At 68.2% G+C, this 15,046-nt stretch carries 15 protein-coding genes, 1 tRNA gene and 1 other RNA gene; 8 read left to right on the plus strand and 9 right to left on the minus strand.

Features of this window, described 5'->3' with window-relative positions; translation table 11 throughout:
- Positions 1-43: 43 nt before the first annotated feature.
- Positions 44-1,342: an aminotransferase class I/II-fold pyridoxal phosphate-dependent enzyme gene (locus tag ACWIGI_RS38255; protein ID WP_454208508.1), complete on the minus strand. Its 1,299-nt coding sequence runs from the start codon at positions 1,340-1,342 to the stop codon at positions 44-46.
- Positions 1,343-1,476: 134 nt separating this feature from the next.
- Positions 1,477-1,571: signal recognition particle sRNA small type (ffs, locus tag ACWIGI_RS38260), an RNA gene on the minus strand.
- Positions 1,572-1,671: 100 nt separating this feature from the next.
- Between ffs and ACWIGI_RS38265 the strand changes: the two genes are divergently transcribed.
- A complete protein-coding gene (locus ACWIGI_RS38265) occupies positions 1,672-2,742 on the plus strand; it encodes a hypothetical protein (RefSeq protein WP_454208509.1) in 1,071 nt (356 codons plus the stop codon).
- Positions 2,743-2,827: 85 nt separating this feature from the next.
- A tRNA-Ser gene (locus ACWIGI_RS38270) sits at positions 2,828-2,912 on the plus strand.
- Positions 2,913-2,978: 66 nt separating this feature from the next.
- Here the strand turns inward: ACWIGI_RS38270 and ACWIGI_RS38275 are convergent.
- On the minus strand, positions 2,979-3,224 hold the full coding sequence (locus tag ACWIGI_RS38275; RefSeq protein ID WP_454208510.1) for a hypothetical protein: 246 nt from the start codon (positions 3,222-3,224) through the stop codon (positions 2,979-2,981).
- A 406-nt stretch (positions 3,225-3,630) separates the two neighbouring features.
- A complete protein-coding gene (locus tag ACWIGI_RS38280) occupies positions 3,631-5,124 on the minus strand; it encodes a wax ester/triacylglycerol synthase domain-containing protein (protein WP_454208511.1) in 1,494 nt (497 codons plus the stop codon).
- Positions 5,125-5,225: 101 nt separating this feature from the next.
- Here ACWIGI_RS38280 and qcrB point away from each other — a divergent pair, with 101 nt between their 5' ends.
- Positions 5,226-6,860: a cytochrome bc1 complex cytochrome b subunit gene (qcrB, locus tag ACWIGI_RS38285; RefSeq protein ID WP_454208512.1), complete on the plus strand. Its 1,635-nt coding sequence runs from the start codon at positions 5,226-5,228 to the stop codon at positions 6,858-6,860.
- Between the two features lie 75 nt (positions 6,861-6,935).
- Here the strand turns inward: qcrB and ACWIGI_RS38290 are convergent, their stop codons facing one another.
- Positions 6,936-7,139, minus strand: a complete 204-nt coding sequence (locus ACWIGI_RS38290) for a DUF397 domain-containing protein (RefSeq protein ID WP_454208513.1) — start codon at positions 7,137-7,139, stop codon at positions 6,936-6,938.
- Positions 7,140-7,537: 398 nt separating this feature from the next.
- On the opposite strand from ACWIGI_RS38290, the gene ACWIGI_RS38295 reads away from it, so the two are divergent.
- The 3 genes from ACWIGI_RS38295 to ACWIGI_RS38305 all read left to right on the plus strand — a co-directional run bounded on the left by ACWIGI_RS38295 (position 7,538) and on the right by ACWIGI_RS38305 (position 9,895).
- Entirely contained in the window at positions 7,538-8,053 is a 516-nt protein-coding gene (locus ACWIGI_RS38295; protein ID WP_454208514.1) for a DUF309 domain-containing protein, read from the plus strand.
- Between the two features lie 107 nt (positions 8,054-8,160).
- A complete protein-coding gene (gene gluQRS, locus ACWIGI_RS38300) occupies positions 8,161-9,081 on the plus strand; it encodes a tRNA glutamyl-Q(34) synthetase GluQRS (protein ID WP_454208515.1) in 921 nt (306 codons plus the stop codon).
- 52 nt (positions 9,082-9,133) lie between these two features.
- Complete coding sequence (locus ACWIGI_RS38305) at positions 9,134-9,895, plus strand: RDD family protein (protein WP_454208516.1); 762 nt, start codon at positions 9,134-9,136, stop codon at positions 9,893-9,895.
- A 138-nt stretch (positions 9,896-10,033) separates the two neighbouring features.
- Here the strand turns inward: ACWIGI_RS38305 and ACWIGI_RS38310 are convergent, their stop codons facing one another.
- On the minus strand, positions 10,034-10,699 hold the full coding sequence (locus tag ACWIGI_RS38310; RefSeq protein ID WP_454208517.1) for a DUF4190 domain-containing protein: 666 nt from the start codon (positions 10,697-10,699) through the stop codon (positions 10,034-10,036).
- 49 nt (positions 10,700-10,748) lie between these two features.
- Between ACWIGI_RS38310 and ACWIGI_RS38315 the strand changes: the two genes are divergently transcribed.
- Positions 10,749-11,519 (plus strand): queuosine precursor transporter, encoded by a 771-nt coding sequence (locus tag ACWIGI_RS38315; RefSeq protein WP_454208518.1) that lies wholly within the window; start codon positions 10,749-10,751, stop codon positions 11,517-11,519.
- Positions 11,520-11,575: 56 nt separating this feature from the next.
- Here ACWIGI_RS38315 and ACWIGI_RS38320 read toward each other — a convergent pair whose 3' ends face one another.
- Positions 11,576-12,166 carry a YceI family protein gene (locus tag ACWIGI_RS38320; RefSeq protein ID WP_454208519.1) on the minus strand — a complete coding sequence of 197 codons (591 nt, stop codon included), beginning with the start codon at positions 12,164-12,166 and terminating at the stop codon, positions 11,576-11,578.
- The gene (locus ACWIGI_RS38325; protein WP_454208520.1) at positions 12,163-12,576 is read right to left on the minus strand and encodes a hypothetical protein; all 414 of its coding nucleotides are present in this window, start codon (positions 12,574-12,576) and stop codon (positions 12,163-12,165) included. The genes ACWIGI_RS38320 and ACWIGI_RS38325 overlap by 4 nt, the downstream gene beginning before the upstream one ends.
- A 186-nt stretch (positions 12,577-12,762) precedes the next feature.
- Between ACWIGI_RS38325 and ACWIGI_RS38330 the strand changes: the two genes are divergently transcribed.
- Positions 12,763-13,677, plus strand: a complete 915-nt coding sequence (locus tag ACWIGI_RS38330; protein WP_454208521.1) for a LysR family transcriptional regulator — start codon at positions 12,763-12,765, stop codon at positions 13,675-13,677.
- Here the strand turns inward: ACWIGI_RS38330 and tgt are convergent.
- Positions 13,674-14,930: a tRNA guanosine(34) transglycosylase Tgt gene (gene tgt / locus ACWIGI_RS38335; protein ID WP_454208524.1), complete on the minus strand. Its 1,257-nt coding sequence runs from the start codon at positions 14,928-14,930 to the stop codon at positions 13,674-13,676. The genes ACWIGI_RS38330 and tgt overlap by 4 nt on opposite strands.
- Positions 14,931-15,046: the final 116 nt, after the last annotated feature.

The following is a 15,046-nucleotide window of genomic DNA, read 5'->3' on the forward strand; positions in this document are numbered from 1 at the left end:
TCCGGTGCGCGCCTTCGATTCCGGTAGCGACTACCGGCGCGGCCTATTCCCCGGCCGCGGCCAGCAGTTTCTCGGTGGCGGCCAGCAGCACGCACGTCGCGACGCCGTCCATCGCCTTCTCCAGATCGGCCAGCGAGGGGAAGCTCGGGGCGAGACGAATGTTCTTGTCCTCCAGGTCCTTTCCGTACGGGAAGGACGAACCGGCGGGGGTCAGCGCGATGCCGGCCTGCCGGGCCAGCCCCACCACCCGGCTGGCCGTGCCCTCGAGCACGTCGAGGCTGATGAAGTAGCCGCCCTTGGGCTCGGTCCAGGACGCCACCTTCGACGCGCCCAGGCGATCCTCCAGAATGCGCAGCACCAGTTGGAATTTCGGCTCCAGGATGGCGCGGTGCTTCTGCATGTGCGCCCGCACGCCCTCGGCGTCACCGAAGAAGCGCAGGTGCCGCAGCTGGTTGACCTTGTCCGGGCCGATGCTCTTCTTGCCCGCGTGCTTCAGGAACCAGTCCAGGTTCGCGGTGGACGCGCCGAGGAAACTCACGCCCGAGCCCGCGAAGGTGATCTTCGAGGTGGACGCGAAAACGTAGGGGCGGTTGGGGTTTCCGGCCGTGGCGGCCAGCCCGAGCACATCGATCACCGGATCGGCGATGTCGGTGAGCGGGTGCACCGCGTAGGCGTTGTCCCAGAAGAGCCGGAAATCGGGCGCGGCGGTGGGCATGGCGACCAGCTCGTGCGCCACGGCCTCGGAGAAGGTGACGCCGGTGGGGTTGGAGTAGTTCGGCACCGCCCACAGGCCCTTGATGCTCGCGTCGTCGCGGACGAGCTCGGCGATCGCGCGCACGTCCGGCCCGTCGTGACCCATCGGAATCGGGATCATCTCGATGCCGAGCGATTCGGTGATGGCGAAGTGCCGGTCGTAACCCGGTGCGGGACACAGGAACTTGAGCACCGGCTCGTCGGCCCAGCGCCGCTCGGAGTCGGCGTTGCCGTGCAACATCGAGTACACGATCACGTCGTGCATGTACTCCAGGCTGGCGTTGTTGCCCGCGATGAGGTTCTCGACCCGGATGCCCAGCAGCTCGCCGAAGATGGCGCGCAGCTCCGGCAGGCCGTGCAGGCCACCGTAATTGCGCACATCGGTGCCGGTGGCGTCGCGGTAGTCCTCGATGCCCGGCAGCGAGAGCAGGTCCAGCGACAGGTCCAACTGCTCGGGCGCGGGCTTACCGCGCGTGATGTCCAGCGTCAGCTTCTCGGTCTGGAGCGTCGCGTAGTTCGCGGTCTGCGTCTCGTGTTCGGTTACGAGTTCCGCATGGCTCATCAAACCAATTTGCGTCTGCCGGGGCATGGTGCAGCCTTTCCAGGGGCTAGGGGTGTTTTGTCCTGTCTGCGCCACAGCGCCGACCCGGATCACGTTACTTGGTAGCCACTGCCGACGGGGAGGTATCTCCACCGTCGCAAGCGTGCGAACACCCCGGAAATTAAAGGGGACCCAGCGCACCCGGCAGAGCCCGTTGACCCTTGCTGCCTTCCGGCCCTGGGGGAGTTCACAGGATGCGCGCCGCGCTGGATCCGTCGGCCAGTGTAGCGGCTCACCGAGACTCGCGCCGCCCCGGGTCGATACGATCGGTCGGACAGGCGGGGGGACCCGCTCAGCACCGGAGGGGAAAACCTGTAGTGACTAGCTCCAACCCCGGATCGGGCGACCCGCAGGACCCGGCTCGGCACCAGGAAACCGCGCAGTGGTGGGATATGCCGCCGGCCACCCAGGACGCGGGCGCGCCGGTCACCGGCCCGGACCCCACGATGCTCAACTACGGGGGCGGAGCGGCGTACGCCCCTCCCCCGCAGCCCTTTACGCCGCAGCCGTTCACGGGTCAGCAGTCCGCACCCCAGCCGTTCCCGGGTCAGCAGTCCGCGCCGCAGCCCTTCCCCGGGCAGCAGTCCGCGCCCCAGCCGTTCGCGGGTCAGCAGTTCGCATCGCAGCCCCAGCCGTTCTCCGGCGGGTACGCCCAGCAGCCGCCGCCGCAACCCCCGATGGGCGGCGGCTACGGCGGCTACACGCCCCCGCCGTCCGGCGGCGGATCCAAGACCGGCTGGATCATCGGCGGCGTGGTGGGCCTGGTGGCGATCGTCGGCATCGGCGTCGTGGCCATCGGCTTGTCCGGCAAAGAAGACAATCCGCTCAGCCCGCTCGATGACGGGAAGGCCGCCATGGACGGCAACTACTCCATGGACAACGTCACCAACGCCTGCAACCTCATCGACCCCTCGTCGATAACCCGCTGGTCCTCGACCTCCAGCGGAACCCCCGAGCACACCGAGACCAAGCCGACCGATTACTCCGGCGGGCGACTGACCTGCACGGCGGGCTACGAAAGCCAGTCCAGCACCAGCAAGTACCACACGAACGAGGCGGACATCACCCTCGACGTCTCCTTCAACGGCGCCTACGGCAAGCCCGACTACGAGTCCTGGAAGTCCTACGACACCGGCACCACCGGCAGCGGCCGCTCCTCCGGCGACGTCAGCGGCATCGGGTCGCAGGGCTACTGGCACGCCGAGACCCGCGACTACTCCTCGTTCAGTGTGCTCGATTACACAGTCGCGGTGCAGGACAGCAACGTCTCGGTCAAGGTCAAGATCAGCGTCGACCGCGGCGAAGGCGAGACCGTCAGCAAGGAGGACGTGGCCCGCGTCGCCAAGGACCAGGTCCAGCAGGCCCTGAACGGCCTGAAGAAGAAGTAGCCCGCGCACCGGCCGATCCCCGCGAGAAAGCGTCCCCGACCACCGAATTTCTTGTTACCGCCCTCTACCCGGTATATTCCTCCACGGAGGATTCGCCTAGTGGCCTATGGCGCTCGCCTGGAACGCGGGTTGGGTTAACGCCCTCAGGGGTTCAAATCCCCTATCCTCCGCTCACGAAAGCCTCGGCTGGACACCGTCCGCCGAGGCTTTCGTCGTTTCCGGCCAAGCGTTTCCGGTCAGTCGTCGACGCGGGCGTGGCGGCCGGTCGGGGGCGGGACCGAGACGGCGGGTAGGTCCGGGACGGGGACCGGGGAGAGGGCGCGCTCCCATAGGGGAGCGGTCGTCTCCACGAACCTGGGGAGTTCTTCGGTGGGGTAGTCGAGTTCTCGGCGGGCCTGCGCGAGGAAGAGGTCCATGGTGCCGTAGGCGGTGAGGATCTCCGTGAGGAGGCGCAGGGCACTGGGGTGGGTTGTCTGCGTCACGTTCGTCATGGTCCTCCACTGGGGCGCGAACCCGGGTGCGCCACGCACCGGGACGGCCGCGGACTCGGAACACCGGCCGGCGGATGGGGTTGGGTTGGGTATACCCGCCGGCCGGTGTCGTGCTGCCGTGTACAGCGATCGGCCCCGTTTGCAGGCCGGGGCCCGAGTCGTCAGGGCGGGACGACCCAGGGCATCCGAGCGCGGGCGGCTGCCAGCCTGTAACTGCGCGTGGCCGGGAGTCCCCACGCAGGATCCCGCGCTCGGAATGCCCGAGGCCAAAGCTAGGCAGTACCACCAGGTCGCCGCGACACGACGCGCACGATGGCATGGAATGTCAGCGCATTCAGCACGACAGGTCACAGGTGACTAGAAAATAGCCTCTTTGCCCGTCAGGTGGCCTGGCAAATCATCGGAAAGCATCCGCCGGCGCCGGATCGCCCGCGGCGCGCAGGGTCGCGACGACCTCGTCCAGGGCGGAGTCCAGCAGTGCCGCGTAGTCGTCGAGCCGGGTCATGACCGCCGGGTCGGCATGCACGGACACCGTGACCGTGTCGCCGAGGCCGTGCACGCCGTGGGTCAGGTGCATGACCGAGCCCAGCCCGGGAAACCCCGCGGTGAACAGGACGCGGCCGCCGTCGAACGCGAGATCCGCCGGACCCCGGTGCACGCTGGAGATCACGGTGTGGCCCGAGACCGACTGCGGCAGTACATCTATCGGGTAGGACGCGATGTCGCGGTACAGGATCGGCGCGGGAATCGCGGCGGTCGCCCGGGTGCGCGCGGCCTGCAGCGGATGCGCGGCTCGGGTGCGGCGCTCGGCCAGACCGGCGGCGATGCCGGCGGCGCGCTCCGCCGTATCCGGCTCTCCCGCACACAGATCCACCGACAGATCGTGATAGCTGTTGCGGGTGCGGCCGTCACCGGGCACCGCCATGGGAATCTGCGCGAACAGCGGGCCGGCGGGCTCGCCCGGCTCCGCCGAATACCGCTCCAGCGCAAGGGATACGGCGGTGGCGACCACCACCGTCACGGTCCGGCCGGGTACCCGCAGCCGGTCGGCGTCCCGCACCAGCATGCGCACCGCGTGGGCGGCGGGCGGGATACCGTCGCCGTTGAACAGGGTGGGCCCGACGGGCGACGCCGGCGGCGGGATCGCACCGGACGCGGTCAGCTCGGCCAGTTCGCGTTCGGCACGATACGCCGCGATGCCGCGAAACACCGTGCGCGCCATATCGATCGGAATCACCGGCAGGGCGAGCGCGGCGGCCGCCCACGGCCGCGGAAGCACCGCGGACAGCAGGTCCGCCGCCGCGTCGTGAGCACGGGCGATCAGGCGTCCCGGCAATCCGGCGGGTGCCGCGCCGGATCCGAAGCCGTCCCGAGCCTCAGCAGTTCGAGACCCCGCCTCGGCAGCGTCCCCGAACTCCGCTTCGGCGAACAGCGCCCGCGCCAGCTCCGCCGCGCGCCGGCCGTCCGCGAGCGCGTGCGAGAGCTGCAGCACGGCGATCAGCGCGGATTCGCCCGGCTCGGCACCGGGCGCGCCCGTGACGCCGCGGAACAGGTGCAGTCGCCAGGGGCGCCGATCGGCGCGCAGCCCGGTGCCCAGCACTTCGCCCAGCGCCGCCGGAATCGCGTCCCAGCTCACACCCCCGGGCGAGTGCTCGGCCACCTGGTCATCGGTGAATCCACAAGGCTCCCAAATGGGATACGCAATGTTTGCAGGAGTATCCAGCACGCGCGCCAGCAAATCCGGAACGCGGGCGACCCGATTCGCGAGGATTTCCCGTAGACGCTCGACCGACTGACCGGTATCGACAAAGGCGTACAGCAGGAACAGATCGTTGCGGGTTCGCGCCGACAGCCAGTACATGGTGGCGTCCCGGGGCGCCAGGGATTTCACCCGACGACCCTATCGAAAGGCCCTACGGTCCAGGCACTCTGGGTGCTACCGTGTGTAGTAGAAGGCTTGCAATACTCTCTTCTCGGGGCCGGGTGACCGCTATGGCAACTCGAAATCGACTCGCGGAACAGGCCGATGGGGCGGATCAGCGCTATCGGGCCGCGGCATTCCTCAAAAGATCCATCAATAAGATATTTCCGACGCATTGGTCGTTCCTGCTCGGCGAAATCGCGCTCTACACCTTCGTCATTCTGCTGCTGTCCGGTATATACCTGACGCTGTTCTTCGACCCCTCCATGAGCGAGGTCGTCTACGAGGGCTCCTACCAGCCGTTACGCGGCGTCACCATGTCCCGCGCCTACGCCACCACGCTGGAGATCTCCTTCGACGTGCGCGGCGGGCTCTTCGTGCGCCAGGTCCACCACTGGGCCGCCCTGCTGTTCTCCGCCTCGATGATCATCCATCTGTGCCGGGTGTTCTTCACCGGCGCGTTCCGCAGGCCACGCGAGGCGAACTGGGTGATCGGCGCACTCCTGCTGATCATCGCCATGTTCGAGGGCTTCTTCGGCTACTCGCTGCCCGACGACCTGCTCTCGGGCACCGGGCTGCGCGCAGCCTTCGCCGGCATCACGATGAGCGCCCCCGTCATCGGCACCTGGCTGCACTGGCTGCTGTTCGGCGGTGACTTCCCCGGAAACCTCATCGTGCCCAGGCTCTACGTGACGCACGTGCTGCTGTTCCCGGGAATCATGCTGGCGCTCATAGCCGTTCACGTCGCGCTGGTCTGGTATCAGAAGCACACCCAGTTCCCCGGGCCCGCGCGCACCGAGAAGAACGTCGTCGGCACCCGCATCGTGCCGGTGTTCTCGCTGGACCAGGGCGCGTTCTTCGCCTTCACCCTGGGCGTGCTCGCGCTCATGGGCGGCCTGCTGCAGATCAATCCGGTGTGGAACCTGGGGCCCTACAACCCTTCCCAGGTCTCCGCCGGCACCCAGCCCGACTTCTACCTGATGTGGACCGACGGCTTCCTGCGCCTGTTCCCGGCCTGGGAGCTGTACATCTTCGGGCACACCGTGCCCGGCGCCTTCTCGGTGGCGCTGGCCATGCCGGTGATCTTCGGGCTGCTCATCGTCTATCCGTGGATCGAGAAACGCCTGACCGGCGACCGTGCCCACCACAACCTGCTGCAACGTCCCCGGGACGTGCCGGTGCGCACGGCCATCGGCGCCATGGCCCTCACCTTCTACCTGGTGCTCACCCTGGCCTGCGTCAACGACATCATCGCCCTGCAGTTCCACATCTCGCTCAACGCGACGACCTGGATCTTCCGCATCGCGCTGCTGCTCGGCCCGCCCCTGGCGTACTACGCGGCGTACCGGCTCTGCCTGGGCCTGCAGCGCCGCGACCGCGCGGTGCTCGAACACGGCGTGGAAACCGGTGTGGTGCGCAGACTTCCGCACGGTGAGTACATCGAGATCCACCAGCCGCTGGGCCCGGTGGACGCGCACGGCCACCCGATTTCGCTGGAATACCAGGGCGCGCCCGTGCCGTACAAGATGAACAAGCTCGGCAGCGCGGGCCGTCCGGGCACCGGCAGCTTCTGGCGCGCCGACCCGCCGGACGAACGCGACCAGCACGCCGCCGCCGAACTCGCCGCGGAGCACGCGCAGCTCGCCGTGCTGCGGCGCGCGCAGCGGAACGACCGTCCGGTGGACGGGGACCACCCCGCCGAGTAGCGCTCGCACCCCGGAATACGGAGAACCCCGAGTCTGGCATCGACTCGGGGTTCTCTGTTGTCGCTCGGCCGGCGGTCAGGCGCGGGTGAACTCGCCGTCGGAGACGCCCGCCACGAACGCGTCCCACTCGCCCGGGGTGAAAGCCAGAATCGGGCCGTGGCCGTGATCCTTGGTGTCACGGACACCCACGGTGCCGTTCACGAGAAAGGCGACCTCCACACAGTTGCCGTTGGGGCCGCTGTGTTTGCTCTTGCGCCATACGGCGCCTGTGAAATCCACATTCACGGTACTAGCTCCTTTGCTGCGTCAAGCTCGAGATCTTGCTGGCATCGATCTGGGTGACGCCGGAATCCACGACGCTGCACGATTCCCGCGTACGCCGGGAGTTGCACGCAAACACTCCGTACAACCAACTTTCCGCACTTCACGATGGGAATGCACCCCCGATGGCCCTTCCCGCGCTAAAGACTAGCAGGGTTCGACATAAGGAGATCGCATTCTTTCGTTTTCAACCAGCAAATTTGCAGCAAGGTTAGCCAGCTAATTATTTGCCTAATATTTGCCAAGATCGGCGCACACGAATTTTGAAGCCCGCAATTAAGTTGTCGGTCAATTTGCCCACTTCCTGGCTAACTCGACGGAAGGCGCCCGCGAGCGCATCCGGGATCATGGACTGCATGGCCGAGCACACCCCGGACGATCCCGCCCCGGAGCCCGACGACACCCTCCGCGATCGCGACGAAACGGGCCGCGCGCGCAACGCCCGTCCGCGCGATCGTTTCGGCCGCCCACTGCCTTTCGGCAGCCCGGGCGTTCCGCGCATCCCCGATGACCTGCTGCTCTCCCCCGCCGAGACCCTCGACTACGCCCAGCGCCTGCTCGATGACGGTCTCGCCTTCAACGCGCACGAGGTGCTCGAGGCCGCCTGGAAGAACGGTCCGTTCGCCGAGCGGATGCTGTGGCAGGGTCTGGCCCAGTACGCCGTTGGCCTGACCCACATTCAGCGCGGAAATCCCAAGGGCGCCCGCACCCTCCTGGAACGCGCGACGCATCGGCTGACCGCGTGCGAGCCCGTGCCGTACGACATCGACGCACCCGGCCTCATCGCACACGCGACCGCCCTCCTGACCGCACTGGACGAGGAAAAACCGCTGGTGGAAGCGGATTTACGAGTGCAGTTGCGACTTCGCTGAATTCGCATCGCGGCTGTCGGCACGCACCGGGTGTGCGCCCGTGCGTGACTCGACCGCCACGCCGCCGCGAAGGATGCGAATGCACCCGTCACCTACTATGGGCCGCTGTGTCCACCACCGGTTTCGGACGATTCGCGCCCAGCCCCTCGGGTGATCTGCATCTGGGAAATCTGCGCACGGCACTGCTCGCCTGGCTGTTCGCCCGCTCGACCGGCCGCGGCTTCCTGCTGCGGGTCGAGGATCTGGATCGGGTGCGCGCCGGATCGCAGGAACGCCAGCTCGCGGATCTCGAAGCCCTCGGCCTCGACTGGGATCCGCCCGTCGTCCGGCAGTCCGAGCGGCTGCCCCTGTACGAACGAGCCATCGCGCGGTTGACCGCCGCGGAACGCACGTATGAATGCTTCTGTACGCGCCGGGAAATTCAACAGGCGGTCACCGCGCCGCACGGGCCCATGGGCGCCTATCCGGGGACATGCCGCGACCTCACGGAAAGTGATCGTGCGCAAAAGCGCGCGGCCGGACGACCCGCCGCACTGCGATTGCGTTCCGACGTCACCGATTTCGAAATCACCGATCAGCTTCTCGGCAGCTATCGCGGCGCGGTCGACGATCTGGTGCTGCGGCGCGGCGACGGGATCCCGGCCTACAACCTCGCGGTCGTGGTCGACGACGCCGACCAGCACATCGACCAGGTCGTCCGGGGCGACGACCTCCTGCCTTCCACCCCACGTCAGGCCTACCTGGCCACCCTGCTGGGACTGCCGATACCGGCGTACGCCCACGTGCCGCTGGTCCTCAACACCGACGGCCAACGGCTGGCCAAGCGCGACGGCGCGGTCACCCTGCGCGATCGGATCGAGCTCGGCGAGACCCCGCAGCGGGTGTTCGCCGCACTCGCAGCCTCTCTCGGCTACCACGAGGCAACCACGACGTCCCAGTTACTGGCGCAATTCCGGCCGGAAAACCTTCCACACCAACCATGGACACTCGATCCGAACGGCTTGTTGCAACCCAGTACGTATCCGTAACGTACGGACTCGACCAGATCCCGAACGAATTCGACGAGGACGGCGAAAACAAATGACAAGCGGTGGGTACGACCCCAACCAGTATCCGCAGGGCGGGCAGCCGTACGGCCAGCAGCCGTACCCGCCTCAGGGCCAGCAGCCGTACGGACAGCAGCCTTACGGCCAGCAGCCCGACCCCTACGGCAAGCAGCCCGATCCCTACGGCCAGCAGCCGCAGCAGCCGTCCTACGGGCAGCAGTCCGACCCTTACGGCCAGCAGCCCTACGGCCAGCAGCAGCCTTACGGGCAGCAGCAGCCCTACGGCCAGCCCGACCCCTACGCCCAGCAGCAGCCGTTCCCCGGCGGCCAGCCCGGCTACGGCGCGCCCGGCTTCGGCGGCGGCGCGGTGCCCGCCGACCTGTGGACCCGCTTCGGCGCCCGCGTGATCGACACGCTGATCGCCGGTATCCCGGCCGCCATCGTCGGCGCGATCCTGGCCTCGGTCATCGGCGGCATCGCGGGCAGCATCATCCAGTCGCTGTTCATCGGCGTGGTCATCACCGCCTACTTCGTCGGCATGGAGACCTCGCAGAACACCACCCTCGGCAAGAAGATGCTCGGCCTGCGCATCATCCCGCCGAACGGCGCGGCCAAGATCGATCCGAAGCAGTCGCTGATGCGCAACCTGTACGCCGCGTGCAACGCCGTGTACTGCCTGGGCGGACTGGTCGGCTTCGGTCTGGCGATCTACATCGCCGTCACCATCGAGCAGGACCCGAACAAGCAGGGCTGGCACGACAAGCTCGCCGGCGGCACCCAGGTCGTCAAGGGCTGATAGTTCCACGTCCCGCGTCGAGCCGGGGCGACAGCACGAAACGGGGCGCATCCGATGATCGGATGCGCCCCGTTGTCGTTCCCGGCCGGGATCGAGCCCCGGTTATCGTTCGCCGCACGGCATTTCGCGGGCCGCCGGTCAGTAGCTGCTGGTACCCAGGAAGGCCGCGCCGATGATCACCCACAGCAGGATGCCCAGCGCCAGCCCGCCCGCGCCGACCCAGATGCCGCCGAGCGCGAGCCCGCGGCCCTCCTGGCCGCTCTGCTTGATCTGGTTCAGCGCGATCACGCCCAGGATCAGCCCGACCAGCGAACCGATCGGCAGGAAGCAGAAGAACAGCGTGGTCAGGCCGAGAATCGAAGTGATGAGCGCGCCGATGGCCATGCCGTTGGTGCCCATGCCCTGCGGCCCGTACCCGTAGGGCTGGTAGCCGCCGGGCTGCCCGTATCCGGGCTGCTGGTAGCCGTAGCCCGGGGCCGCCGGTCCCGGCTGCGGGAACCCGCCCGACGCGGGCTGACCGTAACCGCCCGGCGTGGGCTGCGCGAAGCCGCCGGAACCGGGCTGCGCGTACCCGCCCGAGTTCGGATACGGGGTACCCGGATTCGGCTGCGGCGGAGGATAATTCGGATACTGCGGCGCGCCGGACTGCGCGTCCTGCGGCTTGCTCAGGTTCGGTGCGGAGGAATAGCCTGCCGGTGGCGGCGTCACCGGATTCGCCCCCGCGCCCGATGGCGCGGAATCCGGCGAGACCCCTTCACCGCCGTACTGTTTCCACCACTCGTCGGAACCGCCGGCATTCGTCATCAGCCCAGCCTATTCCACCCGAACGCGACACGGGTATCCTGTCTTGTTCGTGAGTGATGCACTATTACCGGCGGACACCGCCGGATCTGGACGCCCCGCTACCGAACACGCGGCTTTCGCGAAGGCGGCGGGGGGTTATTACACACCGGTCGTGGCTTTGTTCACGGCAGTACTGATCATCTCGAACATCTGCGCCACCAAGGGCGTTCAATTCTTCACCGATCAGTCCCTGAAGCTCGGGCCGATCGAGATTCTGCCGATAACCACCGACGGCGCCTGGTTCCTGTTCCCCTTCGCCTACATCCTCGGCGACGTGCTGAGCGAGGTGTACGGCTTCAAGGCCGCGCGCCGCGCGATCTACCTGGGTTTCGGCACGCTGCTGGTCGCGGTGCTCGCCTTCGAGATCGCCATCGCCCTGCCCGCCATGGATCCCGCCTACCAGGAATCCTTCGCCGGGGTCATGGGCCACACCCCGCGCATGGTGGCCGCCGGGCTCCTCGGCTTCTTCGTCGGCGAGATGCTGAACTCGGCCACCCTGGTGGCCATCAAGGAGCGCACCAAGGAGAAGCACCTGTGGGCGCGGCTCATCGGGTCGACCGTCGTCGGCGAGTTCGGTGACACGCTCATCTTCTGCTCCATCGCGGCCGGTGTCATCGGCATCTCCTCGTGGGGGCAGTTCATCAACTACGTGATCGTCGGCTTCGTCTGGAAGACGCTCGCCGAGATCATCGTGCTGCCCATCACCTACCGGGTGATCGCGTTCCTGAAGAAGAAGGAGCCCAGCTACCGGCCCCTGGACAAGCCCGCTCTGGAGAGCTGACTCCGCCGGTTCGCGGTCCGCACCCCACCGGGCGGACCGCGAACCGATGCCCGCGCTCAGCCCAGCGGCATCTCCGCCAGCAGGGCCGCGGGGTCGTATCGGATGAGCACCACATCCAGTTCCAGGTCGACGCGGTCCTCGATCAACCGGATCGCGAGCACGGGCACCTTCGGCGCGGTGATGCCGAAGTCGGCGAGCGAGACGGTGGTGCCGGCCGAGAAGGCGATGTGCTCCTCGTCGTCGGCGAACGGATCCGGGGCGCTGCCCAGCCAGGAGACCGTCAGGATGACCGTGCGGGTCACCCCGTGCACCGTCAGCTGCCCGGACAGGGTGCCGTGCCCGTCCGCGTCCAGGATCAGGCCCGCGCCCTCGAAGACCAGTTCCGGGTAGGTCTCGACATCGAGCAGCTCGGCCGAGCCCAGGTGGCGGTCGCGCACGGCCAGCCCGGTGTGCACGCTCCCGGCGTCGATGGACACCGTCGCGGTGCTGTGCACCAGACTGGTGGCCACCTCGAAGGTGCCGCGCACGCGGGTGAACCGGCCCCGCACCCGGCCCGCGCCCCGATGCACGGCCACGAACTGCGCGTTCGTGTGGAACGGATCGATGTGCCAGGTGCCCGGACTCGGCAGGCGGCCGGGCAGATTCACGAGACTCCCCACTCGTCCGCGGCCGGTACGACGGTCGTGACGACCCCGGCGCCGGCGACGTTGTCCAGGTAAACGCCCAGGATTCGGGTGGCCGCGTTGGCGATCACCTCGACGATCTCCGCGTCGGTGAGCCCGCTCAGGCGGGCCAGATCGAGCTGGGCGTCGGTGATCGCGCCGTTGGTGCGCAGCAGCGCCGCGGCCAGGCCCTGCACCGCGGCGGCGCGCAGGTCGATGTCCGCCGCCTCCGGCGATCGTTGTGCGGCAACCGGATCCGGCTCGATACGAAAGCGCAGGTGGACGGTGGCCCGCAACTCGGTCGCCCGCGATTCGGCGGCGGCACCGCGCGCTCGTCTCGGCCGGCGCGGTGATTCCAGCGCCCGTGACGGCGGCTCCCACAGCGGAATTCCCAAGGCCCCGTCTCCCTTCCAGCGTGCTCGACGGCTCCTCGATCCTCGCGGGCGCGGCGCGCGCCCGGCAATGACGATTCGCTGATGCATCGATTAGCCCGGCTTATCGACCGAGGTGACCGGCGGCGAGTCCAGTACGATGTCCGCGGCCGGTGCGACGGCCGTCGATCGACCCGGAGGCTGATGATCATGGAACGGCACGAGATCGAGGCGTTCCTGACCCTGGCCGAGGAATTGCATTTCGGCCGTAGCGCGCAACGCCTCGGGCTCTCCCAGGGGCGGATGAGCCAGACCATCGCCAAACTCGAACGTCGCATCGGCGCACCGCTTTTCGAGCGAACGAGCCGCCAGGTCCGGCTGACGCCGATCGGCGAACAGCTCCGCGAGGATCTCGAACCCGGCTTCCGGCAGATCCAGCGGGCCGTGGCCCGCGCGGTGGCCGCGGGCCGCGACGTGTCCGGGGTGCTGCGCGTGGGCTACCAGGGCGCGGGCACCACGCCGATCCTGCGGGCGGTCGTGGATCTGTTCCGCGCCGCGTACCCCGCGTGCGAGGTGCAGGTGCGCGAATCCCAGCTCTCGGAATGGATCGGCGGGCTGCGCGCGAACACCGTCGACATCCTGTGCACGCTGGGCCCGATCAACGAACCGGACATGCGCACCGGGCCGATCCTGCGACGCGATCCGCGCGTGCTCGCCATCGCCTCGAATCACCCGCTGGCGCAGCAGGATTCGATCTCGATGGAGGAGATCGGCGAGCTGCCGCTACTCGGCATCGACGGGGTGCCCGAGTACTGGATGCGCGCGCAGATCCCGGCCCGCACCCCGCAGGGCAAGCCACTGAACTCGGGCCTGCGCGCGGCCACCCACACCGAACTGCTCGCACTCACCGCGGAGGGCCACGGGGCCTGCCTCGGTACCGATCTGATGGCCGAGCACTACCGCCATCCCCAGGTCAGCTGGATTCCGGTGCCGGACGGCCCGCGGATCGCCTGGGGACTGTTCTGGCGCGCCGCCGACGAGGACGCCCGCATTCGCGCCTTCGCGAGCATCGCCGGCGAATTCGCGCGCGGCCTGCCCCGGCCGGTCGAACCGGCGGCGAGCTAGTCCTCCGGCGACTTCACGCGCCCGCGCCACTGCCCCAGGAACTCGGTCTTGTAGTCCTGGAAGTAGCCGCCGTCGATGCTCTCGCGCACGCGGTCCACCAGGCGCACGGTGAAGCGCTCGTTGTGGATGGTGCACAGCGTGGAGGCCAGCATCTCCTTGGCCTTGAACAGGTGGTGGATGTAGGCGCGGGTGTAGTTCGCGCAGGTGTAGCAGTCGCAGGTCTCGTCGATGGGCGTGAAATCTCGTTTGAAACGAGCGGTATTGATGTTGAACCGGCCCTTGTCCACGTACATGGCGGCGTTGCGGGCCACCCGGGAGGGATTCACGCAGTCGAAGGTGTCCGCGCCGTTCTCGACCGCGACGAAGATGTCCTCGGGTTCGCTGATGCCGAGCATGTGGCGCGGTTTGTGTTCGGGCAGTTCGTCACAGCACCACCCGACGATGGTGCCGAGATTGTGCTTCTCCAGCGCGCCGCCGATGCCGTAGCCGTCGAATTCCGTTCCCTCCGAACCGCGCAGCGCTTCGAGATCGCGAGCCGCCTTGCGCCGCAGGTCTTCGTACTGCGCGCCCTGCAGCACGCCGAACAGCGCCTGGTACGGGCGGTGCGAGCGCGCGGCGGTGAGCCGCTCGTGCTCGTCCAGGCAGCGCTGGGCCCACCGGCGGGTGCGTTCGAGCGACTCCTCCTGGTAGCCACGGGTATTCATGAGGGTGGTGAGTTCGTCGAAGGCGAACATGATGTCCGCGCCCAGCTGATGCTGGATGCCCATCGACACCTCGGGGGTGAAGCGGTGCCTGGAGCCGTCCAGGTGCGAGCGGAAGGTGACGCCGTCGTCGTCGACGTGCGCCAGGCGTTCCTTGCCCGCGGCGATCACGTCGTCGTTCTGCACGCCGACCGATTCCATGGCCAGCACCTTCTTGAAGCCCACGCCCAGCGACATGACCTGGAAGCCGCCGCTGTCGGTGAAGGTCGGCCCCGGCCAGTTCATGAACTTCGACAGGCCCCCGGCCTCGTCCACGATGTCCGGTCCCGGCTGCAGGTACAGGTGGTAGGCGTTGGACAGCAGCGCCTGCGACCCGAGGTCCTTCATGGTCTCGGGCAGCACCGCTTTCACGGTGGCCTTGGTGCCGACCGGAATGAACGCCGGGGTCGCGATGTCCCCGTGCGGAGTGCTGATCAGACCGGATCGGCCGTGCCGACCCTCGAGCCGGGTACCGACTTTGAACGAGAACTCCGTAGCTGCCACTGTGCTTATTTTGCCCTCCGCTTCGCTCCGGGCGGTTCGCGGCCCCCGAAGCCCGGTTCTTCCCTCCCTCCGCTCCTCCGCTTCGCTCCCCCGCTCCACTCAGTCCAGAACCGGGCGGGCCGCGA

The organism is Nocardia sp. NPDC055321, assembly GCF_053645575.1.

Coding starts and splice junctions, on each gene's coding strand:
- ACWIGI_RS38255 (WP_454208508.1), bottom strand. CDS start 1,342: ATGCCCCGGCAGACGCAAATTGGTTTGATGAGCCATGCGGAACTCGTA.
- qcrB (WP_454208512.1), top strand. CDS start 5,226: ATGGCAACTCGAAATCGACTCGCGGAACAGGCCGATGGGGCGGATCAG.
- ACWIGI_RS38295 (WP_454208514.1), top strand. CDS start 7,538: ATGGCCGAGCACACCCCGGACGATCCCGCCCCGGAGCCCGACGACACC.
- ACWIGI_RS38305 (WP_454208516.1), top strand. CDS start 9,134: ATGACAAGCGGTGGGTACGACCCCAACCAGTATCCGCAGGGCGGGCAG.
- ACWIGI_RS38310 (WP_454208517.1), bottom strand. CDS start 10,699: ATGACGAATGCCGGCGGTTCCGACGAGTGGTGGAAACAGTACGGCGGT.
- ACWIGI_RS38330 (WP_454208521.1), top strand. CDS start 12,763: ATGGAACGGCACGAGATCGAGGCGTTCCTGACCCTGGCCGAGGAATTG.